24 protein-coding genes are annotated in these 23,652 nt (G+C 71.1%); 15 read left to right on the top strand and 9 right to left on the bottom strand.

Annotated elements, in window-relative coordinates; translation table 11 throughout:
* Nucleotides 1-4: 4 nt before the first annotated feature.
* From ABZS69_RS11215 to ABZS69_RS11230, 4 genes are all read right to left on the bottom strand, one after another.
* On the bottom strand, nucleotides 5-2,419 hold the full coding sequence (locus ABZS69_RS11215) for a hypothetical protein (protein ID WP_355369668.1): 2,415 nt from the start codon (nucleotides 2,417-2,419) through the stop codon (nucleotides 5-7).
* 112 nt (nucleotides 2,420-2,531) lie between these two features.
* The gene (locus ABZS69_RS11220) at nucleotides 2,532-3,308 is read right to left on the bottom strand and encodes a methyltransferase domain-containing protein (RefSeq protein ID WP_355369670.1); all 777 of its coding nucleotides are present in this window, start codon (nucleotides 3,306-3,308) and stop codon (nucleotides 2,532-2,534) included.
* A 102-nt stretch (nucleotides 3,309-3,410) separates the two neighbouring features.
* Nucleotides 3,411-4,481: an ABC transporter substrate-binding protein gene (locus ABZS69_RS11225; protein WP_355369672.1), complete on the bottom strand. Its 1,071-nt coding sequence runs from the start codon at nucleotides 4,479-4,481 to the stop codon at nucleotides 3,411-3,413.
* 17 nt (nucleotides 4,482-4,498) lie between these two features.
* Nucleotides 4,499-4,729 carry a hypothetical protein gene (locus ABZS69_RS11230; RefSeq protein ID WP_355369674.1) on the bottom strand — a complete coding sequence of 77 codons (231 nt, stop codon included), beginning with the start codon at nucleotides 4,727-4,729 and terminating at the stop codon, nucleotides 4,499-4,501.
* A 105-nt stretch (nucleotides 4,730-4,834) separates the two neighbouring features.
* Here ABZS69_RS11230 and fdxA point away from each other — a divergent pair, with 105 nt between their 5' ends.
* The 3 genes from fdxA to ABZS69_RS11245 all read left to right on the top strand — a co-directional run bounded on the left by fdxA (nucleotide 4,835) and on the right by ABZS69_RS11245 (nucleotide 7,076).
* Nucleotides 4,835-5,161, top strand: coding sequence for a ferredoxin (gene fdxA / locus ABZS69_RS11235; protein ID WP_355369676.1), 327 nt, complete (start codon nucleotides 4,835-4,837; stop codon nucleotides 5,159-5,161).
* Nucleotides 5,162-5,257: 96 nt separating this feature from the next.
* On the top strand, nucleotides 5,258-6,328 hold the full coding sequence (gene dapC / locus ABZS69_RS11240; protein ID WP_355369678.1) for a succinyldiaminopimelate transaminase: 1,071 nt from the start codon (nucleotides 5,258-5,260) through the stop codon (nucleotides 6,326-6,328).
* A gap of 91 nt (nucleotides 6,329-6,419) precedes the next feature.
* On the top strand, nucleotides 6,420-7,076 hold the full coding sequence (locus ABZS69_RS11245; protein WP_355369680.1) for a DUF4178 domain-containing protein: 657 nt from the start codon (nucleotides 6,420-6,422) through the stop codon (nucleotides 7,074-7,076).
* Nucleotides 7,077-7,111: 35 nt separating this feature from the next.
* On the opposite strand, the gene ABZS69_RS11250 is transcribed toward ABZS69_RS11245, so the two are convergent.
* Entirely contained in the window at nucleotides 7,112-7,930 is an 819-nt protein-coding gene (locus ABZS69_RS11250) for a hypothetical protein (protein WP_355369682.1), read from the bottom strand.
* Nucleotides 7,931-7,967: 37 nt separating this feature from the next.
* On the opposite strand from ABZS69_RS11250, the gene ABZS69_RS11255 reads away from it, so the two are divergent.
* The 6 genes from ABZS69_RS11255 (at nucleotide 7,968) to ABZS69_RS11280 (ending at nucleotide 12,917) form a co-directional block, all read left to right on the top strand.
* Nucleotides 7,968-8,801 carry a 2,3,4,5-tetrahydropyridine-2,6-dicarboxylate N-succinyltransferase gene (locus ABZS69_RS11255; protein ID WP_355369684.1) on the top strand — a complete coding sequence of 278 codons (834 nt, stop codon included), beginning with the start codon at nucleotides 7,968-7,970 and terminating at the stop codon, nucleotides 8,799-8,801.
* Nucleotides 8,801-9,856, top strand: a complete 1,056-nt coding sequence (gene dapE, locus ABZS69_RS11260; RefSeq protein WP_355369686.1) for a succinyl-diaminopimelate desuccinylase — start codon at nucleotides 8,801-8,803, stop codon at nucleotides 9,854-9,856. Before ABZS69_RS11255 ends, dapE begins: the two co-directional genes overlap by 1 nt.
* Before the next feature lie 199 nt (nucleotides 9,857-10,055).
* Complete coding sequence (locus ABZS69_RS11265) at nucleotides 10,056-10,853, top strand: TIGR00730 family Rossman fold protein (RefSeq protein ID WP_355369688.1); 798 nt, start codon at nucleotides 10,056-10,058, stop codon at nucleotides 10,851-10,853.
* A gap of 11 nt (nucleotides 10,854-10,864) precedes the next feature.
* Nucleotides 10,865-11,449, top strand: coding sequence for a TIGR00730 family Rossman fold protein (locus ABZS69_RS11270; protein WP_355369690.1), 585 nt, complete (start codon nucleotides 10,865-10,867; stop codon nucleotides 11,447-11,449).
* Nucleotides 11,450-11,574: 125 nt separating this feature from the next.
* Nucleotides 11,575-12,366: a hypothetical protein gene (locus tag ABZS69_RS11275; RefSeq protein WP_355369692.1), complete on the top strand. Its 792-nt coding sequence runs from the start codon at nucleotides 11,575-11,577 to the stop codon at nucleotides 12,364-12,366.
* A 29-nt stretch (nucleotides 12,367-12,395) separates the two neighbouring features.
* Nucleotides 12,396-12,917 carry a DNA-3-methyladenine glycosylase I gene (locus ABZS69_RS11280; RefSeq protein ID WP_355369867.1) on the top strand — a complete coding sequence of 174 codons (522 nt, stop codon included), beginning with the start codon at nucleotides 12,396-12,398 and terminating at the stop codon, nucleotides 12,915-12,917.
* On the opposite strand, the gene ABZS69_RS11285 is transcribed toward ABZS69_RS11280, so the two are convergent.
* From ABZS69_RS11285 to ABZS69_RS11295, 3 genes are read right to left on the bottom strand one after another with little or no spacing between them, the layout of a single operon-like run.
* Nucleotides 12,877-15,123 (bottom strand): polysaccharide lyase 8 family protein, encoded by a 2,247-nt coding sequence (locus tag ABZS69_RS11285; protein WP_355369694.1) that lies wholly within the window; start codon nucleotides 15,121-15,123, stop codon nucleotides 12,877-12,879. The two genes, ABZS69_RS11280 and ABZS69_RS11285, sit on opposite strands and share 41 nt — an antisense overlap.
* Nucleotides 15,120-15,872, bottom strand: coding sequence for an enoyl-CoA hydratase-related protein (locus ABZS69_RS11290; protein WP_355369869.1), 753 nt, complete (start codon nucleotides 15,870-15,872; stop codon nucleotides 15,120-15,122). Before ABZS69_RS11290 ends, ABZS69_RS11285 begins: the two co-directional genes overlap by 4 nt.
* A gap of 20 nt (nucleotides 15,873-15,892) precedes the next feature.
* The gene (locus ABZS69_RS11295; protein WP_355369696.1) at nucleotides 15,893-16,690 is read right to left on the bottom strand and encodes a PaaX family transcriptional regulator C-terminal domain-containing protein; all 798 of its coding nucleotides are present in this window, start codon (nucleotides 16,688-16,690) and stop codon (nucleotides 15,893-15,895) included.
* Nucleotides 16,691-16,850: 160 nt separating this feature from the next.
* Between ABZS69_RS11295 and ABZS69_RS11300 the strand changes: the two genes are divergently transcribed.
* Nucleotides 16,851-17,018: a DUF3117 domain-containing protein gene (locus tag ABZS69_RS11300; RefSeq protein WP_020545024.1), complete on the top strand. Its 168-nt coding sequence runs from the start codon at nucleotides 16,851-16,853 to the stop codon at nucleotides 17,016-17,018.
* Between the two features lie 78 nt (nucleotides 17,019-17,096).
* Nucleotides 17,097-18,500, top strand: coding sequence for a leucyl aminopeptidase (locus ABZS69_RS11305; protein WP_355369698.1), 1,404 nt, complete (start codon nucleotides 17,097-17,099; stop codon nucleotides 18,498-18,500).
* Nucleotides 18,501-18,515: 15 nt separating this feature from the next.
* Here the strand turns inward: ABZS69_RS11305 and ABZS69_RS11310 are convergent, their stop codons facing one another.
* A complete protein-coding gene (locus tag ABZS69_RS11310) occupies nucleotides 18,516-19,154 on the bottom strand; it encodes an O-methyltransferase (RefSeq protein ID WP_355369700.1) in 639 nt (212 codons plus the stop codon).
* Between the two features lie 173 nt (nucleotides 19,155-19,327).
* Here ABZS69_RS11310 and sigE point away from each other — a divergent pair, with 173 nt between their 5' ends.
* From sigE to ABZS69_RS11330, 4 genes are all read left to right on the top strand, one after another.
* Nucleotides 19,328-19,960 carry an RNA polymerase sigma factor SigE gene (sigE, locus tag ABZS69_RS11315; RefSeq protein ID WP_355369701.1) on the top strand — a complete coding sequence of 211 codons (633 nt, stop codon included), beginning with the start codon at nucleotides 19,328-19,330 and terminating at the stop codon, nucleotides 19,958-19,960.
* On the top strand, nucleotides 19,960-20,484 hold the full coding sequence (locus ABZS69_RS11320) for an anti-sigma factor (RefSeq protein WP_355369703.1): 525 nt from the start codon (nucleotides 19,960-19,962) through the stop codon (nucleotides 20,482-20,484). The genes sigE and ABZS69_RS11320 overlap by 1 nt, the downstream gene beginning before the upstream one ends.
* A 179-nt stretch (nucleotides 20,485-20,663) precedes the next feature.
* Complete coding sequence (locus ABZS69_RS11325; RefSeq protein WP_355369705.1) at nucleotides 20,664-22,526, top strand: trypsin-like peptidase domain-containing protein; 1,863 nt, start codon at nucleotides 20,664-20,666, stop codon at nucleotides 22,524-22,526.
* A 406-nt stretch (nucleotides 22,527-22,932) separates the two neighbouring features.
* Complete coding sequence (locus tag ABZS69_RS11330) at nucleotides 22,933-23,301, top strand: sec-independent translocase (protein ID WP_355369707.1); 369 nt, start codon at nucleotides 22,933-22,935, stop codon at nucleotides 23,299-23,301.
* Nucleotides 23,302-23,652: the final 351 nt, after the last annotated feature.

Raw genomic sequence — 23,652 nt, forward strand, 5'->3', positions numbered from 1 at the left:
CGGCTCAGTCCAAGAGAGCGAGCAGGTCGCGGTCCCCGCGCTCGCGGAGCCTGGTGAGCAGGTCAGGGAGCGCGACCGGCCCCGTCATGCCGATCCTGGTGGCGATCACTCTGGCCGCCTGATCTCGGGTGCCTCCCGGAGCCGTGTACCCGACCAGCCGGAGCGCCTTGGTGATCTTCTCGGCCCCCTGCGCGGCGACCGGGAGGTGCCTGGCCCTGAGCACGCCCTCGTCCGACAGCGTCAGGAACAGGTGCCCGCCCTCTCGCGCTCCCACGTCCACCAGGAGGCGTTCGATGGATTCGAGCACCGGCCTGCCGTGCCACGTCATGGTCAGCTCGCCCGCGGCGCTCCTGACCGTCCGGCTCTCGCCGGGGGACAGGCCCAGGTACGAGGCGAACCCCGTCGGCAGCGCGCACTCGCCACCGGCGAGCTGCTCGGCCGTCACGTCGATGCGCAGCCACCAGCGGCCGTCGGGCTGCCTGAAGCAGCGCCTGGTCTGGGAGACGTCCTTCAGGGGCTGGTACGGCTTGTGCTCGCCGGAGTCGCCGTTGGCCTCCTCCACCGGCGGGGCCGCCGGGGTGAACGCCTGGAACTGCGGCGGGCCGGGGGGCGGGGACTGCGGCACCGGGGGCGAGCCGAACGCCGACTGCAACTGGGGCTGCGGCTGGGGTGACAGCGTCGCCAGCACGAACTGCCAGGCGGGGACCTCCAGGGCGCGGATCTCCACGTTGTGCCAGTCGGCCGCGCCGATGAGCTGCTCCTTGTGGGCGGCCGGGCCCAGCGTCCTGCGCAGCTCCTCCAGATGGGCCCGGTACGGGGCCGCCTCCTCGCTCGCCAGCCAGTGGTCGAGGCGGGTACGGAGCTCGTCCTCGGTGGCGGAGATCTCGGCGGGGGGAACGGCGAAGAGCTTGGCCAGCTGGTCCACGGCGGAGGGCTCGTCGGTGAAGACGCGGTTCTGCGCCACGGCCCAGCTCTTGTCGTCGAGCCCGGCGAACGCGGCCTCGATGAGATTCGGCAGCGGCTGGTCCTGCGACGGGGCGGCCTCCTGCTGGGCGGCCACGGCGGGCTCCGGCTCGGGCGCCTCGGCCTCTTCCGGCTCGGGCGCGCTCCCGGCCTCCTGGGCCTCCGCCTCCTGAACCCCTGCCTCCTGAGCCACCGCTTCCAGGACAGCTTCGGGGGCGGGCTCCTCGGCGGCGTCGAGGACGGGCCGGCCCTCCGGCTCGCGTGCCTCCTCGTCGGCGTCCAGCACCGACTCGGCATCCTCAGCCGGGCCCTCCTGCGAAGCCGGGCCCTCCTGCGAGGCGACGGCTTCGTGCGAGGCGACGGCCTCGGAGGCGTCCTCGTGCGAGGCGGCGGCCTCGGCGGACGGGCCCTCCTCGGATGCGGCGGCCTCAGGGGCGTGCTCGTCGGCCACGGCCGCCTCGGGCACGTCGTCGTCCGACGCGGCGTCCTCGGGCGTGCCGTGCGGTGCGACGGCCTGGGGCTCGCCCTCCTGGGGAGCCTCGGGCGCGCCCTCGTGGGACGCCACGACCTCCTCGTCGGACTCCCGCTCGGCCTCGACAGGCTCGGGAACGGCCGGGCTCTCGTCGGGCTCGGGGTCGTCGATGACCGACCCGGCGGGGACGAAGTGGGCGTCGGGCTCGGGGCCGTCGATCACCGACCCGACGGCGGCGAACCGGAGCACGGGGTCGGGCTCCTCGACGGGCTCGGGGGCCGGCTCCTCGGCCACGGGCTCCGCCTCGGCCGCACCCCGCTCCTCGGCGAGCTGCGACGAGGGCTCCTCGGCGGCGCGCGAGGAAGGCTCCTCGGCGGCGTGCGAGGAGGGCTCGTCGGCCGCAGGTGACGAGGGCACGGCGATGACGAGCGCGGGCTCCTGGGCGGCGACCGGCTGATCGAGGACGTCGGGCGCGGGCGCGGCCACCACGGCGGGCGCCTGCTCGGCCGACGCCGACGTCGACGTCGACTGCTCGCTCCCGGCGGGGACCGGCGCGGGGTGCGCGGGCATCGCCACGTGCGGCTGCGCCAGCCGTACCAGGACCGCCGAGAACAGCGTGTTGAGCACCGGCCGCGCCTGGATGAAGGGCTGGTCCACCAGCTCCCGGCTGGTCAGCGTCAGCAGCCCGGCCCACGATCCGGCCCGGTCGAGGGCGATCGCGACGGCGGGCTCGTCCGCCTCCTCGGGGTCCAGGACGTACAGCGCCGGCAGGACGTCACCCACCGCCGCCGCGGGCCAGTGCTCCAGGGCGATCTCCGTCAGCAGCTCGCCCAACGACTCGGGGCCGATGGCCGCCAGGACGTGTGGCATGGGCAGGCTCCGCCACCACGCGTCCGGCAGCTCGGGCTGCCCGGTGAGTAGCGTGATCGTCGTGGCGTCGCTCCACCTCAACGGTGGTACGAGGTCGCTCAGGCAGAAGTTCATCCCGTTCCGTTCACCAGCCCCTCACGCCGCCGCAGCGGTGCAGCCATAATCTCGCCGCCCACGGAACAGACCATAGTCCGGCAAATCAGCCCTACGCATCATGTACAACGCATCAACGCCGAACAGCGGCAAAGCGTAGACGCACGTAGTCGGCCATCCAGCCAGTCTCCCTGCGGAGTGCGGGCGCGGCCAACTCGTTCACGCGACGAAGCAGGGGCTCCACGATGTCCGGCGGGAGCCCTTCGAGCACTGATGCGGCGAACATGCGCACCCAGTCGGCGGCCCCGCCAGGGCACTCTTCCAGGGGGGTCGGCCGGTCGAAGTATTCCAGCAGCCTGACCACGAACCCCTCCTGCTCGAGTCGGCGGGCGTACTCGGCGGGCGAGGGAAAGTACCACGGAAGCTCGGGCTCGCGCAGGCCGTACTCGCGCCAGGCGGTCAGCATCGCGGCGGTCAGCTCGGCGCAGTTGCCCGCGCCGCCCATCTCGGCGACGAAACGCCCGCCGGGGGTCAGCGCCTCGCGCACGCTGGCGATCACCAGGTCGGGGTCGCGGCGCATCCAGTGGAGCGCCGCGTTGGAGAACACCGCGTCGTACGGGTTCACGACGTTGAAGTCGTGCCCGTCGCCGACGATGAAGTTGATCCCCGGGTACTGCGCGATGGCTTTCTCGATCATCGCGGGGGAGCCGTCGATGCCCAGCACGTCCGCGCCCCTGAAGGCGATCTGCGCGGTGAGCACGCCCGTGCCGCAGCCCAGGTCGAGCACGCGCTCGCCGGGCCGCGGATCCAGCAGGTCGACCAGCGGCGCACCCTGAGTGGAGACGTAGCCGAAGCTGCTGTCGTAGGCGCGACTGTTCCACCGCTCCAAGCTCGGTGTGTCATATCGCAAGACGATCAGCTCACATTCGATCAGACATCGGGCCCCCCTGGCCGTGCTGTCTGCTCACTTTAGAGCCTGATCGTCCCTACGACATATCAAGTCACATGGGTCTCATCCGACACTCTTCGTCCATTCCCGCCTGAGGTACTCCTTCGCCGCGTCTGCCTGCGGGATCGTCATGAGGACCGGCGGGCCCGGCGCCTTGGGAAGTTTCGCGGCCTGCTCGGCGTCGAGCGTGCCCCTCATGATCATCGCCTCGCCGCGCGCCGGGCGGGCGAAACCCTTCTGGAACAGGTTCTGGCCCTCGTTCGAGAACAGGAACTCCTGCCACAGGCGGGCCGCGGCCGGGTGGGGGGCCGCCTTGCTGATGGCCTGCATGTGGTAGCCGCCGAGCGGCGCGTCCTTGGGGATCGTGACCTTCCACGCGTCGGAGTGGGCGGCGCTGCGGGCGGCGTTCAGGTGGTCCCAGGCGATGACCGTGTTGGCCTTGCCCAGGTCGGTGAGCCGTCCGGCCTGCTTGAGCTTGGCGAACAGCGCCACCCCCTGCGAGGGCTGCGGCACGCCCGACCGCATGGAGGCGGCCATCACGCCGTCGAACGCCCCGTCCGCGCGCAGCGGGTCGCCGTCGAGCGCGACCCGGTAGCCGGGATTGAGCAGGTCGGCGAAGGAAGCCGGGGGCTTGACCTCGCGTGGGTCGTACCCGATGGACATGAAGCCGCCGTAGGCGGCGTACCAGGCGCCGGACGGGTCCTTGACGTCGTCGGGTAGGTCCTGCCACCCCTGCACCTTGTACGGGGCGAACCGGTCGGCCCCGGAGACGGCCACGTCCAGGGTCAGGTCGAAGACGTCGGGCTTGAGCTGCGCGGCGGCGTCCAGTTCGCGCTTGCTGCCGGCGGTCGGCTCCAGTTCGTTGACCTTGAGCCCGTATTTGTCGGTGAAGGCGTCGATGATCTCGCCGTAGTTGACCCAGTCGCGGGGCAGGGCGATCACGTTGAGCTGGCCCTCGCGCTTGGCGGCCTCGACCAGCCGGTCCATGGTGGCGAAGCCGGCCTTCAACGAGCTCGCCTGGACGTTGACCGGCGGCAGGTTCTTGGGCTGAGCTGCGGTGGAGTGGGTGGAGGACGCGCCGCATCCGGCGCTGGCGAGGATGGCTGCTGCGGCGGCGCAGGTACGTACGGTCACAGTACGAATACTTACCGTTACATCCGTTCAGGTCGAGGAGGCGCGGCCGGAACGACCTTGGCGGCCACCAGTGTCTCTTCCTGGATCTCCACCACGGTGCCGTCTCTTTTGCGAACTTTGAGTAGTCCGTTCTCCCACGACACGAGGATGCCCACCGCATCACGAAATCCCCCAGGGACGCGCCTGCGGGTGGTGATGCGTGCGCCTATATCCTGACTTGTGATCGCGATGATGAGACGTGCGGCCACGAGTTTGCCACCCTCCGTTTCGGCCAGCTGGCAAGCACGGCAATACTAGGGCGTAGCAAACCGCGGTCAGAGTCATGCCATGGTGCGGAGAAGAAGGAGCTCGAGGTGACCTACGTCATCGCGCAGCCTTGCGTGGACGTCCTGGACAGGGCGTGCATCGAGGAGTGCCCCGTCGATTGCATCTACGAGGGCGCGCGCATGCTTTACATCCACCCCGACGAGTGTGTGGACTGCGGCGCGTGTGAGCCTGTATGCCCCGTCGAGGCGATTTTCTATGAGGACGACCTTCCCGAGCAGTGGAAGGACTTCTACAAGGCGAACGTGGACTTCTTCGAAGACCTCGGCTCGCCCGGTGGTGCCTCGAAGGTCGGGAAGATCGACAAGGACCACCCGGTGGTGGCTGCCCTGCCGCCGCAGGGTGAGGACCACTAACCGATCCTGATCACGTCGCGCACGGGGGCATCCGGACCGGATGCGCCCCGTCGCCATGCGCTTTTCTGGTACGGCGACACAACACCCTGGAGAACCGTGAACAAGCTACCCGACTTCCCCTGGGACCGTTTGGAGCCGTACAAGGAACGCGCGCTCGCACATCCCGACGGCATCGTCGATCTCTCGATCGGCACGCCCGTTGATCCGGTGCCGCGGATCGTCCAGGACGCTCTCGCGGGGGCGGCCGACAGCCCCGGCTACCCCCTCACCCACGGCACCAAGGCGCTGCGCGAGGCCGCGGCCGGATGGCTGCGGCGCAGGCACGGCGTCACCGTCGACCAGCAGGACGTGCTCCCGCTGATCGGCTCCAAGGAGTTCGTCGCCTGGCTGCCCACCTACCTGGGCGCCAGGAGGGTCGTCCTCCCCGAGCTGGCCTACCCCACCTATGACGTGGGCGCCCGGCTGGCGGGGGCGGTGACCACGGCCTCCGACAGCACGCTCGCGCTCGGCCCGGAGCAGGTGGACCTCCTCTGGGTCAACTCGCCGAGCAACCCCACGGGCCGGGTGCTGCCCGTCGAGCACCTGCGCAAGGTGGTGTCCTGGGCGCGCGAGCGCGGCACCGTCGTGGCCTCCGACGAGTGCTACATCGAGCTCGGCTGGGAGGACGAGCCGGTCTCGATCCTCCACCCCGACGTCTGCGGCGGCTCCCACGAGGGGCTGCTCGCCGTCCACTCGCTCTCCAAGCGCTCCAACCTGGCCGGCTACCGCGCCGGGTTCGTGACGGGCGATCCCGTCCTGGTCAAGCGCCTGCTGGAGACGCGCAAGCACGCCGGCATGATCATGCCCCAGCCCGTGCAGGCCGCCATGGCGGTCGCGCTCGGCGACGACGAGCACTCCGACCGGCAGCGCGAGCTGTACGCCGCCCGCCGCGCCCAGCTGCGGCCCGCGCTGGAGCGGGCGGGGTGGCGCATCGACCATTCGGCGGCCGGTCTGTACTTCTGGGCGTCGAATGGGCAGAGCGCCTGGGATCAGGTCGGGAAGCTTTCCGAAATCGGCATTTTGGTCGCGCCGGGAGAGTTCTACGGATCGGCAGGTGAACGGCACATCCGCATCGCGGTTACCGCGACTGATGAGCGGATCGGTGCGGCGGTGCGCCGCCTCCAGTAGGATCGCGCGTCATAGCCGGGCAATCCGGCTCGCATGCATAAATTGATAAGGGCTTTTGCCGAGGCAGACCGCGAGTGGAGCGAGCTGATCGATGAGCATGACCTCCATGGTCGTACTCGGGCTGAGCATCGCCACCGTCCTTCTGCTGCTTGGGGCCTTTCTGGCCACCATGCGGCAAGACAGGAAGGGCCGCACGAGCGCGCCGCCGGCCGAGGTCGCTCCCATCGAGACCCCGCTGCCGGCGCCGGTCAGCGTGCCCGGACATGCCGGCACCGACTACACCGACCCTCGCACGATCCGGGTCGGCGACCGGATCGAGGTGCACGGGTCGCCCCGTCGCGTGCTCGGTGCCATGTTCGTTTCCTGGCAGGGGCAGCAGTGGGTCGAATTCCTCCTCCGGGACAGCGCCCGCCGTTTCCAGTGGCTCTCGGTGGAGGCGCACGAGGGTGATCCGCCGCACCTGGAGGTCCAGCTCTGGACGGACGTGCCCACGCAGGGCATGGTCCCGGCCAAGAGCATGCTGATCATGGAGGGCGTGGAGTTCCACCCGATCGAGCGGGGCACCGCGGCCTTCCGGTGCGAGGGCGACACGGGCCACCCCGATCGGGGCCTGCTGGACTTCGCGGACTATCACGCCTCGGACGGGCGGCTGCTGTCGTTCGAACGCATCCAGGGGCAGTCGTGGACGGCCAGTTACGCGCAGCCCCTGCCGCCTGGCTCCATCACCATCGTCCGCCGCGCCTCTTAGGAGAGCCTCTCAGGAGAGCCTCTCAGGAGAGCCTCTTAGGAGAGGTCGACCTGGGTGGTGCCGGCCTTGCCGCCGGTCTGCCACTCTTCGAGCGTCATGTCGTTCTTCCACGTCGCCCCCGCGTAGCCGACCTGGCGCAGCGCGTACGTCTGGGCGTGGGCCACCGACCAGGCGGCGATCAGCCACCCGCGCCGCTCCGAGGTGACGGCCGTGCTGCCGAGCGCCCTGGCCAGCTGCTTGCGGGCCTCGGCGGTACGGGGCTGCGGCGCCGGGGTCTTCTTGCCCGGCGGGTACCAGCAGTGGACGGCCTTCGGGACACGCCCGGTGAAGGCGGCGGCGAGGATTTTGGCCTCCTCCTCGTGCTGCGCGTACGCGTAGCCGCCCGCCGAGCGCTGCACCGCCTGCGCGGCCTCGGCCAGCGGGAGCTTGCGGTAGTTCTTGACCTTGACCAGCGCGGCGAAGAACTTGTTCGTGGCGTAGACGGGATCCATGATCTGCTTCTTGGTGCCCCAGCCCTGTGACTCCCGCTGCTGGAACACCCCCACCGAGTCACGGTCGCCCCCGGGCAGGTTGTAGATCTTGGATTCCTGCAGCGCCGTGGCGTACGCGATCACCACGGCCCGCTCGGGCAGCCGGCGGCGGGCCGCGACGGCCGCGATGGTGGCGGAGATCTCCGCCTGCTCGGGGTCGAGATCGCGCGCGCCGAGCGGGGTGCGCACGGTGCAGTACGCCTCCGGCACCACCATCGGCTTGGCTCTTTTCAGCAGGTGGAACAGGCCCACGGAGATGCCCACGGCGAGCACGACGACGATGATCGCGATGGTGATGACTCCACGGGAGAAGCGCAGGCGCACCCTGAGAACCTACCCGTGGCGGATAAGCTCCGTGGCCATGAGTGACGTGAGCACCTCATCACCGATTTCCCCGGTGGTGGACGAGTTGTGGGAGCGCCGGGCGGAGCTGTCGCCGGCCGACGCCGAGGCGCGCCGGCTGATCGTCGGCGCCGTCGACCTGCTCGACAGCGGTGAGGCCAGGGCCGCGCGCCTGGAGGGCGGCGAGGTCGTCGTGGACGAGCGCGCCAAACGGGCCATCCTGCTCAGCTTCAAGGTGCTCGGCATGGCGCGCTCGCAGGTGGGTGACTTCCAGCACCACGACCGGGTCCCGCTCAAGAGCTCGCTCGACGGCGTGCGCGTGGTGCCCGGCGCGATCGCCCGCTGGGGCTCGTACCTGGCGCCCGGCGTGGTGCTGATGCCGTCGTTCACGAACATCGGCGCGTACGTGGACGAGGGGACCATGGTGGACACCTGGGCCACCGTCGGCTCGTGCGCGCAGATCGGGAAGAACGTCCACCTGTCGGGCGGGGCGGGCATCGGCGGCGTGCTGGAGCCGCCCAACGCCGTGCCGGTCGTCGTCGGGGACGGCGCGCTGATCGGCAGCCGCGCGATGATCGTCGAGGGCGCCCGGGTGGGCGAGGGCGCGGTGGTCGGGGCTGGAACGATCCTGTCCGGCTCGATCCCGGTGATCGACGTGCAGACCGGGGAGGAGCTGGCCCGCGGCCGGATCCCCGCGTGGTGCGTGGCCGTGGGCGGCACCCGGCAGAAGGAGTTCCCCGGCGGCACGTTCGGCCTGCCGTGCGTGCTGGTGCTCAAGCGCCTGGAGCCGGGGCAGCGACACGACAAGGCGGCGCTCAACGACGTGCTGCGCGAACACGGAGTGAACACCTGATGCTTGACCTGACGCAGGACGTACGCGCGCTGACCGCGGCGATCGTGGACATCGAGTCGGTGAGCGGCGACGAGCGCGCGCTGGCCGACGCGGTCGAGCGGGCGCTGTCCGCGCTGCCGCACCTGAAGGTCGACAGGTCGGGCGAGACGGTCGTGGCCCGCACCGAGCTCGGCAGGTCCGAGCGGGTGCTGATCGCCGGGCACCTCGACACCGTCCCCGTCGCAGGCAACCTGCCCAGCCGGGTGGAGGGCGACCTGCTGTACGGGTGCGGCACGTCCGACATGAAGGCCGGCGTGGCGGTCGCGCTCAAGCTGGCGGCCACCGTCCCCGCTCCCGGCAAGGACGTCACGTACGTCTTCTACGACTGCGAGGAGGTCGAGGCCGAGCGCAACGGCCTCAACCGCGTGGCCAGGGACCACCCCGACTGGCTGGCGGCCGACTTCGCGGTGCTCATGGAGCCGACCGACGGGGCGATCGAGGGCGGCTGCCAGGGCACGCTGCGCGCCGAGGTCACCGTACGGGGCAAGCGGGCCCACAGCGCCAGGTCGTGGTTCGGGGTCAACGCGGTTCACGGGATCGAGCCGGTCCTGGCCAGGCTGAACGCGTACGAGGCGCGGCAGCCGGTGGTCGACGGCCTCGAATACCACGAGGGCCTGAACGCGGTCGGCGTCCGGGGCGGGGTCGCCGGCAACGTCATCCCCGACCTGTGCGTGGTGACCGTCAACTACCGATTCGCCCCCGATCTGACGATCGAGCAGGCGCAGGAGCACGTACGCGAGGTGTTCGACGGGTTCGAGGTGAGCTTCGTCGACGCCGCGCCCGGGGCCAGGCCGGGGCTGACGCATCCGGTGGCGGCGGCCTTCGCCGCGGCCGTCGGCGGCACGCCGCGCGCCAAGCTGGGCTGGACGGACGTCGCCCGCTTCTCCGCGCTGGGGGTGCCCGCCGTGAACTACGGTCCCGGGGATCCGAACCTGGCGCACCAGCAGGGCGAGTACGTGTCGCTGCCGAAGATCGTCGAGAGCGAGCGGGCCATGCTCGACTGGCTCACAAAATGAAAGTGGCCTTCCTCGCCGGCCATTTGGCGGGGAAGACCACTTTCAGTCCCGAGCAGCACCCTCGACGATTAGACGCAGGTGGGTCGAAATCCGGTTCCGTGGTTTTTTCAAGATTTTTTAGGACCTAGGTTCATCGGTCTGACCTGCAGTGTTCGCGCGCAGGACGCCCACCTCGCTCGAAGAGGACTAGCGTGACCACATGGAACAGTCACGCCCTGAACGCCGTCAGGGCCAGGCGGTCGTACGCGGCCGCTTGGTCCCCAGCTCCACGCACGACCAGCGCCTGCTCGCCCGCCAGGGGTCGTCCGACTGGGTCCACATGGACCCGTGGCGGGTCCTGCGGATCCAGGCCGAGTTCGTGGAGGGCTTCGGCCAGCTGGCCGAGCTGCCGCCGGCGGTCACGGTCTTCGGCTCCGCCCGCACCGCTGAGCCGGCGAGCGACTACCGGATGGGCCGCGCGCTCGGCCAGGCGCTGGCCGAGGCGGGCTACGCGGTGATCACGGGTGGCGGCCCGGGCGTCATGGAGGCCGCCAACCGCGGCGCGAGCGACGTGGACGGGGCGATGTCCGTCGGGCTCGGCATCGAGCTCCCCTTCGAGCAGAGCATGAACGACTATGTCGACCTCGGCATCGAGTTCCGCTACTTCTTCGTGCGCAAGACGATGTTCGTCAAGTACTCGTGCGGCTTCATCGCCCTGCCGGGCGGCTTCGGCACGCTCGACGAGCTGTTCGAGGCGCTGACGCTGGTGCAGACCCACAAGGTCACCTCCTTCCCCGTGGTCCTGATGGGCTCGGAGTTCTGGGGCGGGCTGCTGGAGTGGGTCAAGGGCACCCTGCTCGGCACCGGCAAGATCGCCGCCCAGGACCTCGACCTGATCACCGTCACCGACGACGTGGACGAGGCCGTGCGCATCATCGTGGAGTCCGACCTGGCCCGCTCCAAGCAGCGCGAAGAGGAGCTGGCAGCCGCCGAGGCCCAGTACGCCGAGCCCCAATAGGCTTCCTCAATGTGAACGTATGCGTCTTTTGTGCCTCCAGCCTGAACATCGACAAGAAGTACATCGACCTGGCCGGCGACGTGGGCGCCGAGCTCGCCGAACGGGGCCACACCCTGGTGAGCGGCGGCGCCACGGTCTCCTGCATGGGCGCGATCACCGCCGCCGTCCGGGCGGGCGGCGGGCGCACGATCGGCGTGATCCCGCAGGTGCTGGTGGACGTCGAGGTGGCGGACGAGGAGTCCGACGAGCTGATCGTCACCCCCGGCATGCGCGAGCGCAAGGGGATCATGGACGCCCGCTCCGACGCCTTCCTCGTGCTGCCCGGCGGCCTCGGCACGCTGGAGGAGCTGTTCGAGATCTGGAGCGCGCGGGTGCTCGGCATCCACGACCGGCCCTTGGTGATCCTCGACCCATGGGGCCTGTACGACCCGCTCAAGCAGATGATGAACCACCTGTACGACGAGGGCTTCACCCGGCCCGCCGTCTTCGACGCGATCGCGTGGACCACCACGGTGGAGGAGGCGTTCGACCGGCTGGAGGCGCGTCCGCACCCGGTCAGGCCCAGCATCACCGAGCTCGGCGAGGCGGCCGGCTGACCGGCGCGCTCACCGCCCGGAAACCCGCAGACTGCGGCAAGTCCCCATAAGGTCCCCATAAGTGCAGAATGCGCTACTTGCGGTTGATCGCTGAACGTGGTCCACCGTATGAGTACGATGCCAATGTGCTGGTCATACTCGCCATCGCCGCCATTGCCATTCTGGCCTGTGTGGTCTTGGTCTCCGTCGGTAGGGGCGGTGAGCTGACCGAGTTCCCGCCGGACGTGCCGCCTCTCGACCTGCCCGAGCCCGGGCAGCTGACGGCGGTCGACTTCATGGCCCTCCAACTGCCGGTCAATCTGGTCGGCTATCACACGGCGAGCGTCGACGAGACCCTGCGCAGGGCCGCCAACGCGATCAGCGCGCGTGACACGCGGATCGCGGTGCTGGAGCAGCGGGTCTCCGAGCTGCTGTCGAGCCGGTTGCACGCGCGCCAGGAGATCTACGCCGCGCCGGGGGCCGGGCTGCGTACCGACCACGCGCCCGAGGCCCCGGCGGCGGCGCGCGAGCTGCCGGAGGCGGGCGACCCCGTCGAGGTGAGCGGCGCCACGGTGTCCTGGGACGTGGCGCCGGAGCTGCTGCGCGCGCCGGAGGACCCGGAGTGGCGGATCCCGCCGGGCAACGGCGAGACGGCCGCCAGGACCGAACCGGACGAGCAGCCGCCGGTGCCTTCGGCCGTGGAGGTCATGAAGGCCGTAGAGGTCGAGACCGCAGCAGCCGAGGAGAGCACGGCCGACGAGACCGCCGCTGTGGAGCCCCCCGCTGATGAGAAGCCCGACGAGAAGCCCGACGAGGAGCCGGAGGAGAAGCCCGACGAGACCGTCGAAGCCGCGGCCGGCGAGAGCGCCGAGGCCAAGGACGGCGCGGAGACCGCGCGGGCCGTGCGGGGCAAGGACGAGGGGGACGGGCGCCCGTGACCGACCTGATCCGCTGCTCCTGGACGGGCATGGCGGGCAATCCGGCCTACATCGCCTACCACGACGAGGAGTGGGGCCGCCCGCTCAGGGGCGACGACGCGGTCTTCGAGCGAGTGGCCCTGGAGGCGTTCCAGTCAGGCCTGTCCTGGCTGACGATCCTGCGCAAGCGGGAGAACTTCCGCGCCGCCTTCGACCGGTTCTCGATCGTCAAGGTGAGCGCGTACACCGAGCAGGACGTGGAGCGCCTGCTCGGCGACGAGGGCATCGTCCGCAACCGGGCCAAGATCGAGGCCGTCGTCGGCAACGCCAGGGCCGCCCTCGACCTCTCCGAGGGCCTGTCGGACCTGGTGTGGCGCTACGCCGACCCGGACGCGCCCGTGCCGAGGAGCATGGCCGACGTGCCCGCCACCACGCCCGGCTCCAAAGCGATGGCCAAGGAGCTGAAGAAGCACGGCTTCAGGTTCGTCGGCCCGACCACGGCCTACGCGTTGATGCAGGCCATCGGCCTGGTCAACGATCACATCGAGGGCTGCGTGGCGCGCTCTCGCTGAGCTCGAAGGTGTGGCTCGCGCCGAGCGACCCGCCGAGCTTGACGGACACGACGGGCGCCGTTCCGGTCCGCGCCGTGACGGTGCCGTCCGCCCTGACGAGCCCGCGCAGCGGGCGGTCGAACCCGATCGTCACGACGTCCACCGTCCTGCTCGGGTCGGCCACCGCCACGACCACCCGCCCGCGGGCGCGCCGCACGATCACCACACACGGCGCGTCGACCGTGATCCCCTCGACGGCCCCGGCCGCCCAGAACCCGGCCGCGAGCAGCCCCCGCGCCCGCACGGCCTGCAGCTCGGGGGTGTTGGCCGCCACCCGCACCGGAGGCCGCCCGCAGTACCTCCGCGTCCGCTCGCGCGCCGCGCCAGGCAGCACCGTGTACGCGTAGGAGGCGTTCACGGGGTCGACGCCGTGGTCGATCCAGAGGCTCGCGTAACGCCGCGTGACGGGCTCGAACGCGCCGCCGGTGTCGTCGCCCGCGTTGATGTCGCGCCACCTGCCCGTACGCGTCTCCACGGCGCACTGGGCGCCGTCCAGCACGTAGCCGGCGACCCCGGGCAGGTGTGCCCAGCCGTCGCCGACGTGCGGCCGCGCGTCCGTGGCCCGGTTCTCCACCACGGTCACGACCCGGCGCCCGTCCGAGCCGGTGATGCCGCTGCCGAGCGCCACCACGGCGGTGTCGAGGAAGAACCACGACTTGCGCGCCCGCAGGCTCGCGCCCTCGCTGTCCAGCTCCATGACGGCGGCCCCGTACCGGCCGTCGAGCACCGCGCCGCCAGCCCACGCGCCGGGCGGGCAGTGGGCGCGGAAGGAGAGGTTCTCGCGCTCGCGGTCGTCGACGGTGGTCCCGGGCAGCCGGTACGGGTCCACCGTGGGCCAGAAGTCCCGGCCGAACTGGCTCAGGTCGCTCGTGTAAAGGTAGGTCATGCCGTCGCCGGTGTACCAGCCGTGCAGGTTCTCGCCGTTGATCGCCTCGTACGCGGCGACCCGGTGCGAGGAGAGGCTGACCGCGAACGACCAGGTGGGCCGGCGGTGCACGACCCGGTCCATCGAGGGGAACACGAAGTGCCCGACGGGCCCCGGCGCGGCCTCGACACTCCCGTCACGCAGCACCGCGACCGCCCGCCGGGTCTCCGGCACGTCCGCGTGCTCCAGGTAGGGGCGGGCCCTGCCGCGCTCGATCCACCCCTTGGCCAGCTCCTCGAACCGCCCGGCATACGGCTCGGGCGCGCTGCGGGCCAGCAGCAGGACGGCGCCGATCAGGCCATGGCCGGCCACGGCGTCGGAGAACGTCTGGCGCGTCACCGCCCGCCCTCTGACCGTGTCCATCAGCAGCCCGTCGTGGACGAACGGCGCGTACGACCGCTCGACCGCGTCCAGGAGCACGGGCAGGTCCGGATCGGAGACCTGCCACGGCGAACCGTTCAGGAGCGCGAGCGCCTCGGCGACCGCGATGAGCAGCGACAGGCCGTAGGAGCCGGTGTAGGCGACGCACTCGTGCTGGATGAACGACCCGTCGCGGTAGAAGCCGTCGCCGGACTCGACATGGCGGAACACGCTCCTGAGCCCGCCGTCGCGCACGTCCGACAGGCCGTCGCGGGCCAGCGCCAGCTTGTCCGCGTCGCGCCCCGCGATGCCGCGGAAGGCGACGATGGAGGCCTTGTCGGCCCGGTTGGCGCCGCTCTCGCCCGCCCGCGGGTTGCCGGCGCGGCGGTCGGCGTCCGGGCAGAACCGGTCGACGGCCGCCAGGTAGGCGTCGAGCCTGGCGGGGCCGAGCCGGTCGCCGAGCAGCACGCACAACCTGGTCAGGTGGGCGGGGGTGCCGATCTCCCAGAACCACCAGTTGCCCGTCTCGGGGAGCCGCTCGTTGTAGTGGCGCTCGTGGAGCACGTCGAGGGCGTCCACCACCCGCGCCACGACGCTGTCGTCGCCGTGCTGCGCGGTGCCCGGCGTGGCCCAGGCCGTGGCGATCCGCCGGAGGCGGCCGTAGCTGCCCGTGACGTTGCCGGGACGGCCCTCCGGCGGCAGGTCCGGCCAGAGCGTCCCGGGCGACAGCGAGGCCAGCGCGCCGCCGGCGGCCTCGCTCAACCTGGTCAGCGGGCCGGCGTGGACCGGGTCGGAGCCGTCGATCCCGCCGCCGGTGAGCAGGTCGAGCGCGGTCGCGCGAAGGGCGTCGAACGCGGCGGCATCGCTGCCTGCGGCCGTCACTCGGCGCGGAACGCCGGGCGTTCCTTGGCGAGGAAGGCGCGGGTGGCGTTCAGGTGATCCTGGGTGGCGGCGCACTCGTCCTGAAGGTCGGCCTCCATGGCGAGCGAGTCGGGCAACGAGTGCGTCGCGGCGTAGGCCAGCGCCCGCTTGGTGGCGGCGTAGGCGAGCGTCGGGCCGTGCGCGAGGCGTACGGCCAGCTCGTGGGCGGTCTTCAGCACGTCGTCCGCGGGCACCACGCGCGTGACCAGGCCCAGCTCCAGCGCGCGGGCCGCGTCGAGCGGCTCGCCGAGCAGCAGCAGCTCGGCTGCGCGGCCCTGGCCGACCAGGCGCTGCAGCGTCCACGAGGCGCCCGAGTCGGGCGCCAGCCCGATGCCGGCGAACGCCAGCGCGAACTTCGCCTTCTCCGAGGCCACCCGCAGGTCGCAGGCGAAGGCCAGGCCGGCGCCCCCGCCCGCGGCGACGCCGTTGACCGCGGCCACCACCGGCTTGGCCATGGTGGTGATCAGCTCCACGATCGGGTTGTAGTGGACGCGGACCGTGTCGGCCAGCCCGCGCCCCGCCTCCAGGTTGCCGGCGTGCTCGCGCAGGTCCTGGCCCGCGCAGAAGGCCCGGCCCGAGCCGGTCAGCAGCACCGCTCTGATCGCCGGGTCGCCCGCCGCGCGGCGCAGCGCGTCGAGGAGGGCGACCTTGGTGTCGGAGGTCAGCGAGTTCATGGCGTCGGGGCGGTCGAGCGTGATGGTGGCGACCATGTCGGCCACGTCATAGCGGATCAAAGCAACTCCCTCTCGACGAACGAGGCTGCTGCGGGCAGCAGCCGGGTGGCCTCCTGCTCGAAGTAGGCCCTGGCCTTCTCGCCCGGCCAGCCGGCGGGCAGCAGCTCGGGCGGCAGGCCCGGGTCGCGGAACAGGAAGTTGCGCCAGCCGTGCACGAGCGCGCTCCTGGTGGCGAACACCCGGTCCGCCGGTGCTCCCTCGGGCAGCGTGCTGATCAGCGTGACAGCCTCGGCCAGCCAGTGCTCGTACGCCTCGCCGATGGCGGTCAGATCCCAGGCCCTGGCCACCAGTTCCCTCGGGTCGCCCTCCAGCGCCGAGTCGAACCTGTCGGCCCGCACCCCCTCGCTGTCGAGCAGGTTGTCCAGCTCGATGGACGAGCGGGGACCGATCCACGTGGTCTCCGACAACGACGCGTACCCGAGGAAGGACAGGTCGGCCCTGAGCCGCTCCCTGCGCGGCCGGTCCTTCACCGGCGCGAAGACGATCAGGTGCCACCGGCCGTGCCAGGTCAGCGTCCCGGCTCGGTAAATTCTGAGCGCGGCCTCGTCCAGGCGCCTGCCGCATTTCGGCGTGAGCCCGTAGCCGGGTCCCTGCGGGAGTCTCACCGGCCGCAGCCACCCCTGGCGCACCATTCGCGACACGGCGGTGCGGACGGCGGGAGCGGCTATTTCCAGGGGTTTCATGAGCCTTACGAGCGAGGCGACGGACGCCTGTCCACCGCGCGAGCGCAGGTGGTCTCCATAGAGATCGAACAGAGCGGCGCGAGCGTGCACGAAGTCCAGTTTGGACGTCATCGCACGCCTCGACAACGCATTCTGGGAGGAGATCGTTACCCATGAGCGCTCTCGATGCGGGAGAATAGGACATCACAGAAGACGTGAATGCGCCGACCACCCCCCACGGGCGGTCGGAAATCGCGGGCCGCGGGAGCCCAAGGCAGGAAGGGATGCACGCATGGCGGCGATGAAGCCGCGGACCGGCGATGGTCCGCTCGAGGTCACCAAGGAAGGGCGCGGCATTGTCATGCGGGTCCCCCTGGAGGGTGGCGGCCGGCTCGTCGTGGAGATTTCCGCCGACGAGGCGAAGGCGCTCGGCGAGGCGTTGAAGAACGTCGTCGGCTGAGAGCTCCCGAAAGACCACCTGTTCCACGACCCTGGCGTAATCCGGCGCCAGGGTCGCTGACGTTCGAGGAGAGAATCCGTGCCGATTGAGACCACTGCGTCGGTGGTCGCCCAGGTTCCCGACGGAGCCGAGCTGCTGGCCGTCCCCTTTGACTCCGCCCTCAGCCCCGAGGTCGAGCTGCACCTGCCGGTGTCCGACCTGCTGGCCCACTACGAGGCCAAGGGGGAGGCGGGGGAGATCGTCGAGGTTCCCGTGGCACGGGCCGGCGGCGTCGGCCGCGTCCTGCTCTACGGAGTGGGCGACGGCTCGCCGCGTGCCCTGCGCAAGGCCGGCGCCGCGCTCGCCCGCAGAGCCAAGGGCAGAGACACGCTGACCGTGGTCGCGCCCGAGGGCGACGTGGCGGCGTTCGCCGAGGCGGCGCTGCTCGCGGCGTACTCGTTCAAGATCGGCAACGAGGGCAAGAAGCCGGTGCGGGCGCTGGCCCTCGCGGGCGCGGACGAGGTGCAGGTGCGCCGCGCGCAGGTCGTGGCGCAGGCGGTGGCCCTGGCCCGTGACCTGGCCAACACGCCCTCCTCGGTCAAGAACCCCGCCTGGCTGGCCGAGCGGGCCGCCGAGGTCGGGGTGCCCGCGCGGATCTGGGACGAGGAGCAGCTGCAGGCCGACGGGTTCGGCGGCATCCTCGCCGTCGGCCGGGGCTCGGCCAGCCCGCCCCGGCTCATCCAGCTCTCCTACACCCCCGCCGAGCCCACCGACCGGCACGTGGTGCTGGTGGGCAAGGGGATCACGTTCGACTCGGGCGGGCTGTCCCTCAAGCCCAACGAGAACATGAAGACCCAGAAGACCGACATGGCGGGCGGCGCGGTCGTGATCGCCGTGCTCGGCGCGCTGGCCGAGCTGGGCGCCCCCGTACGCGTCACCGGGCTGGTCGCCTCCGCCGAGAACATGCCATCGGGCACGGCGCAGCGGCCCAGCGACGTGATCAGGCACTACGGCGGGCGCACGGTCGAGGTGCTCAACACCGACGCCGAGGGGCGGCTGGTGCTGGCCGACGCCCTCGCCTACGCCGACGCCGTCCTCGACCCCGACGAGATCGTGGACATCGCCACGCTCACCGGGGCGATCACGGTCGCACTCGGCCGCAACGTCGGCGCCGTCTACGCCTCCGACGACACGCTGGCCAAGCAGCTCCTGGACGCCGGGCAGGAGAGCGACGACCGGCTGTGGCGGATGCCGCTGATCGACGAATACGCGCCCGCGCTGGAGTCGTCGATCGCCGATCTGGCCAACGTCGAGGCCGGATCCAGGTTCGGCGCCGGGTCGATCACCGCGGCGCTGTTCCTGCGGGAGTTCGCGGGGCGGCGGCCGTGGGCGCACCTCGACATCGCCGGCGTCGGGCGCAGCACGGTGGACGAGGGCACCCTGACCAAGGGCGCCACCGGGTTCGGCGTCCGCCTCCTGCTGGAGTGGCTCACCCGCGCCTAGCCGGCTCGCCCGCGGCTATTCGGCGATCTTGATGGCGGCCAGCAGGCCGTCGCCCAGCGGGATGAGCACCGAGCGCAGGCGGTCGTCCGACTGCACCAGCTTGCCCACCTCGCGCAGCGTCACCGTGTCGGTGTCGCGCTGCGCGGGGTCGGCCACCCGGTTGTGCCACAGCATGTTCCCGATGGCCACGATGCCGCCCACGCGCAACAGGCGGACCGCCTCGGCGAAGTAGTCGGCGTACTCGTGCTTCGCGCCGTCGGCGAACACCATGTCGTAGCCGCCGTCCGACAGCCGCGGCAGCACGTCGAGCGCGCGGCCCGAGATGAGCCGCACCCGCCCGCCGGAGAAGCCCGCCTCCGCGAACGCCTGTCTGGCCAGCCGCTGGTGCTCGGGCTCGACGTCCACGCTCGTGAGCGTGCCGTCCGTACGCATGCCGCGCAGCAGCCACAGCCCCGAGACGCCGCAGCCCGTGCCGATCTCGACGACGGATTTGGCGTTGACGGCGGTGGCGAGGAAACATAGAGCCGCCCCGCCGCTGGGAAGGATGGGTGTTGCCCCCATCTCCAGCCCACGCTGCCGCGCCGTGTGCAGGAGCTCATCTTCCTGATGGAACTGCTCCGCATAGGCCAGAGTGGCCTCCACCGGGTTGGTCATCGGCCGCCTCCCCCCGCTTTCGTGCGATTGGTCCACGTGATTGGCACCGATCGCAGCCTAGGGGAGACACGCCACGACGGGAACTCAGGAGGCACCTCAGGCGTTGCAGGTTTAAACGGGCTTTGCCGGTCCGGAAGGCAGGCAGTGCGCACGAAGGGACGAAACCAGGCACTATGGCGGTAGCGGTGGTCCCAAAGAGAGGAGTTCTGGTGGACGAAAGCGACCACCAGGCGGATACTCCCGTGTCGTCCGACTGGACGCCTCCCACATGGGAGGAAGTGGTGCGGACTCACTCCGCACGTGTGTATCGGCTGGCATACCGGCTGACCGGCAATGTCCACGATGCGGAAGACCTCACCCAGGAGGTTTTCGTCCGCGTCTTCAGGTCGCTGTCGAGCTACACCCCGGGCACGTTCGAGGGGTGGCTGCACCGGATCACGACGAACCTGTTCCTCGACATGGCGCGGCGCAAGCAGCGCATCAGGTTCGAGGGGCTGGCCGACGACGCCGCCGAGCGGCTGCGCGGCCGTGAGCCGTCCCCGGCGCAGGCGTTCGACGACGCCCACCTGGAGCCCGACATCCAGGCCGCCCTCGAGGCGCTCGCACCCGAGTTCCGGGCCGCGATCGTGCTGTGTGACATCGAGGGCCTTTCTTACGAGGAGATCGCGGCCACACTCGGCGTCAAGCTGGGTACGGTCCGAAGCCGTATTCACCGTGGCCGGGCGCAGTTGCGGGAGGCGCTCGATCATCGAGCCCCCCGTAATTCTCAACTCCCCCCGACCGTGATCCGTGGGGAGGAATTCTGATGGCTCATCTTGGAGAACGCGTTTCCGCGCTCGTGGACGGGGAGCTCAACCACACCGAGCGCGAGCGCGCGCTGGCTCATCTGACTTTCTGTGCTGACTGCAGGCGAGAGGTCGAGTCGATGCGGGCGCTGAAGTCGCGCCTGCGGTCCCTGGACGGGCCGGCGATGCCGGCTGATCTGACGATGTCCCTGCTCCGGATGGCGGAGCCGGGCGGGCCGCTGCCCCCGAGGGAGCGCCCTTTCCCGTCCCGCACCTTCGGCGGGGTGCCCATCCCTGGACCGCACACCATCGCGCCGCTGGACAACCGCCCGCGGAGGGACGCCACTGGTGGGGCCTCGGGCCCTGGTCGCGGGGGTAGGCGGCGTTCGGCCTACGTGGCCGTCGGGGTGGTCTCGGCGGCCGTCGCGCTCGGCACCTTCTTCGTGACCACCGGTGTCGGACAGAACAACCCGGCGCCGCCGGTGGAGCTGTTCCAGCATCCGCGGACCTCGCCGGCGGGCGCGCCTTCGACGGCCACTCCTTGACCTCGGGTTGACCTCTGGTCATGCCTGGGAGACTTGGACTTGGCGTACTTGGCAGCGCGCTGGGCATACGATCTGGGTTCGGGATTTGTCACAAGCGATTCCTGACAAATGCTTTATGACCCTCGTATGCCGCAAGAGCGAGGATTGCGGTGGCCGAGCCAAGGAGTGGTGAGACTTAGATGACCGACGAGACGCGCCCCACCGAAGGACGCACGCCGTCGGACTACCCCGAACCACAGGGGCGGCCGGACTTCCTGCCCGCGGACGACTCACCCGACCAGGCCGGCCGCCTGCCGGAGCCGCCGGCTTCGTTCGGCTCCTCTTGGGGCGACCCCTCGGGCCGCCCCTCGCCGGGCGCTCCTCCGTATGGCGGCTCGTCTCCCGGCGCCCCCACGTTCACCAGCCCCTCCTTCAGCGCGCCGAGCTCCTACGAGAGCCCCTCGTACGGCCGGAGCCCCCACGAGGGCAGCGGCGCGTCGTACAGCGCCTCCCCCTATGACACCGGCTCCTACAGCCCCACCTCATACGAGAGCGGCTCGTCGTCCGGGAGCAGCCCTTCCTACGGCGGCGGCTCGTCGTCCGGGAGTCCTTCCTACGGTGGCGGCTCCTCGTCCGGGAGCCCCTCCTTCGACAGCGGCTCGTCGTTCGGGAACCCCTCCTTCGACAGCACCGGCCCCTCCTACGGGAGCGGTCCGTCGTTCAGCGGTGGGCAGTCGTTCGGCGGTGGGCCGGACAACGGGACGCGTGCCTACGAGGGCCCGATCTTCGGCGGCCCGCAGGCGTCAGGCCCCACCGGCGGCCCCACCGGTGGCCACACGCCGCCACCGCCGCCCCGTCAGGCGCTTCCCATGGGCTCGGGCTGGGCGCCGCCGCCTCCGCCGGGCGCCTCGGACCCGGGCTCCACGGGGGGCAGGCGCGGGCCGGGAACGGCCATGCTCGTCTCGACCGCCGTGGCCATCGCCCTGGTGGCCTCGCTGCTCGGCAGCGTCGGCACGTACCTGCTGACCAGGCCGAGCGACGGCAGCGACCCCGGCTACAGCCTCGGCCCCCTGCCGACCGGCGCCGCCACCAACCGGGAGCCCGGATCGGTCGCGGGCGTGGCCGCGCGGGTGCTGCCCAGCGTGGTCTCGATCGAGGCCGGCTCCACCACCGAGGGCGCGTCCGGGTCCGGCTTCCTGATCAAGAACGGCTACGTGGTGACCAACAACCACGTCGTCGCGCTGGCCGCCAAGGGCGGCGAGATCCGGATCATGTTCAACAACCGCAAGACCACCTCGGCCAAGATCGTGGGCCGCGACCCCGGCTCGGACCTGGCCGTGATCAAGCCCGAGGAAACGTTCGGGACGCCGGAGATCACTCTCGGCAACTCCGACCAGGTCGTGGTCGGTGACCCGGTCATCGCGATCGGCTCCCCGCTGGGCCTCACGGGCACGGTGACGACGGGCATCGTCAGCTCGCTCAACCGCCCGGTCATCGCCGGCGACGAGACGGGCTCGGGCACGGAGGAGCCCGCCTACATCAGCGCCATCCAGACGGACGCCGCCATCAACCCGGGCAACTCGGGCGGGCCGCTGGTGAACGGCAGGGGCGAGGTCGTCGGCGTGAACTCGGCCATCGCCACCCTCGGCCGTTCGGTGAACAGCCAGAGCGGCAGCATCGGCCTGGGCTTCGCGATCCCGGTCAACCAGACGCGGCGGGTGGCCGAGGAGCTGATCACCACCGGGAAGGCCAAGCGGCCCAGGATCGGCATCGTCCTGGACAAGGACTACAAGGGCCAGGGCGTCAAGATCGCATCGGCTCCCAGCGGCGGCCGCCAGCCGGTGGACGCCAACGGACCGGCGGACAAGGCCGGGCTGAAGGCGGGCGACGTCATCCTGGAGATCGACGGGCTGACCCTGCAGGACGGGAACGAGCTGATCGCCCTGATCCGCAGCAAGGCTCCGGGCGCCAAGATCACCATCAAGTACCAGCGCGGCGGCCAGGACCGCACCGCCACCCTGACCGTCGTCGCCGACGACGAGCCCACCCCGACGCCCTCCTGACCTCCACCCGTTCTCGGTGTCCGTCCTTGGGGCCTTTGCGGTCGTCCACGGCGGGCACCGGGCCGCCGTCCTAAGGTTGCGCCCGGCGGGCACCACCCGGGCCGTTCCTGGTGTCCGTCTTCAGGGTTTTTACGGCTGCGCCCGGCCGGCACCACCCGCCGTCCGGGGTGGCCGGCCCTCCAGGGAGACGCTCACCCGATTCCCCGCCGCACCGCCGTAACGGACGGTGCGACCGGCTGGGTGGCAAAAGCGTTGACGGGGGCGGCCACGCGCAGGCGGAGGGGTGTGCGAAAGGGACGTCGGTGATATGACCTAGGGGGGACGACCGACCTACCCCCGGGAGCCCTTAGTCTGTGGATAGGCCGGGGTTGTCCTCGGAGGGGTTGGACTGCGGTAGGAGCTCAAGGTGTTCGGACTCGGGTGGATGGAGGTCGGAGCGCTGATAGTCATCGCGCTCCTCGTCTTCGGTCCCGACAAGCTGCCTCAGGCCGCATCGCAGGCGGGCAAGACGCTACGCAACCTGCGCCGGATGGCCAACAACGCGCGTGACGACCTGCGCTCCGGGCTGGGCCCGGAGTTCTCCAACTTCGACCCCGCCGACCTCAACCCGAGGAACTTCGTCCGCAAGCACCTGCTCGACGACCTCGAGGACGACTGGAACGACAACGGCAAGCCTCGGGAGCTGGAGTCCGCCACCACGGCTCCGTACCAGCCTGAGCCGGTGGACGAGCTCGGCTTCGGGGAGATTCCCCCTTACGACTCAGAGGCCACCTGACGGGCTGGGCCCGTCGCCGCTCGTAGGGCTCGCCGCGCCCCGGACGGCGCACGAGGGCTCGAACGCCCCGTCGCCGGTATCCGGGCCCGCTGGCGCCCGTAATTGCCTATACGGCCCTCTGAGGGTCTTCCACGCCCTCTCGGGCGTGCTTCGGTCAACGCTTTTGCCACCCAGCCGGTCGCACCGTCCGTAACGGCGGTGCGGCGGGGAATCGGGTAAGCGTCTCCCTGGAGGGCCGGTCACCCGGGACGGCGGGTGGTGCCGGCCGGGCGCAGCCGTAAAAGCCCGAAGGACGGACACCAACAACGGGCCGGATCGTGCGCAGCCCAGAAGGGCGGACACCGAAGGGCC

This window comes from Nonomuraea sp. NPDC005650 (assembly GCF_040605375.1).
Lineage (GTDB): Bacteria > Actinomycetota > Actinomycetes > Streptosporangiales > Streptosporangiaceae > Nonomuraea.

What these genes read in the sequence shown, in the direction of transcription:
- ABZS69_RS11290 (WP_355369869.1), bottom strand. Translation starts at nt 15,872, where the DNA reads ATGGTCGCCACCATCACGCTCGACCGCCCCGACGCCATGAACTCGCTG.
- ABZS69_RS11215 (WP_355369668.1), bottom strand. Translation starts at nt 2,419, where the DNA reads ATGAACTTCTGCCTGAGCGACCTCGTACCACCGTTGAGGTGGAGCGAC.
- ABZS69_RS11280 (WP_355369867.1), top strand. Translation starts at nt 12,396, where the DNA reads ATGGCGGGCAATCCGGCCTACATCGCCTACCACGACGAGGAGTGGGGC.
- sigE (WP_355369701.1), top strand. Translation starts at nt 19,328, where the DNA reads ATGGCGGTAGCGGTGGTCCCAAAGAGAGGAGTTCTGGTGGACGAAAGC.
- dapE (WP_355369686.1), top strand. Translation starts at nt 8,801, where the DNA reads ATGCTTGACCTGACGCAGGACGTACGCGCGCTGACCGCGGCGATCGTG.
- ABZS69_RS11300 (WP_020545024.1), top strand. Translation starts at nt 16,851, where the DNA reads ATGGCGGCGATGAAGCCGCGGACCGGCGATGGTCCGCTCGAGGTCACC.
- ABZS69_RS11245 (WP_355369680.1), top strand. Translation starts at nt 6,420, where the DNA reads ATGAGCATGACCTCCATGGTCGTACTCGGGCTGAGCATCGCCACCGTC.
- ABZS69_RS11310 (WP_355369700.1), bottom strand. Translation starts at nt 19,154, where the DNA reads ATGACCAACCCGGTGGAGGCCACTCTGGCCTATGCGGAGCAGTTCCAT.
- ABZS69_RS11255 (WP_355369684.1), top strand. Translation starts at nt 7,968, where the DNA reads ATGAGTGACGTGAGCACCTCATCACCGATTTCCCCGGTGGTGGACGAG.
- ABZS69_RS11295 (WP_355369696.1), bottom strand. Translation starts at nt 16,690, where the DNA reads ATGACGTCCAAACTGGACTTCGTGCACGCTCGCGCCGCTCTGTTCGAT.
- ABZS69_RS11325 (WP_355369705.1), top strand. Translation starts at nt 20,664, where the DNA reads ATGACCGACGAGACGCGCCCCACCGAAGGACGCACGCCGTCGGACTAC.
- ABZS69_RS11265 (WP_355369688.1), top strand. Translation starts at nt 10,056, where the DNA reads ATGGAACAGTCACGCCCTGAACGCCGTCAGGGCCAGGCGGTCGTACGC.
- ABZS69_RS11320 (WP_355369703.1), top strand. Translation starts at nt 19,960, where the DNA reads ATGGCTCATCTTGGAGAACGCGTTTCCGCGCTCGTGGACGGGGAGCTC.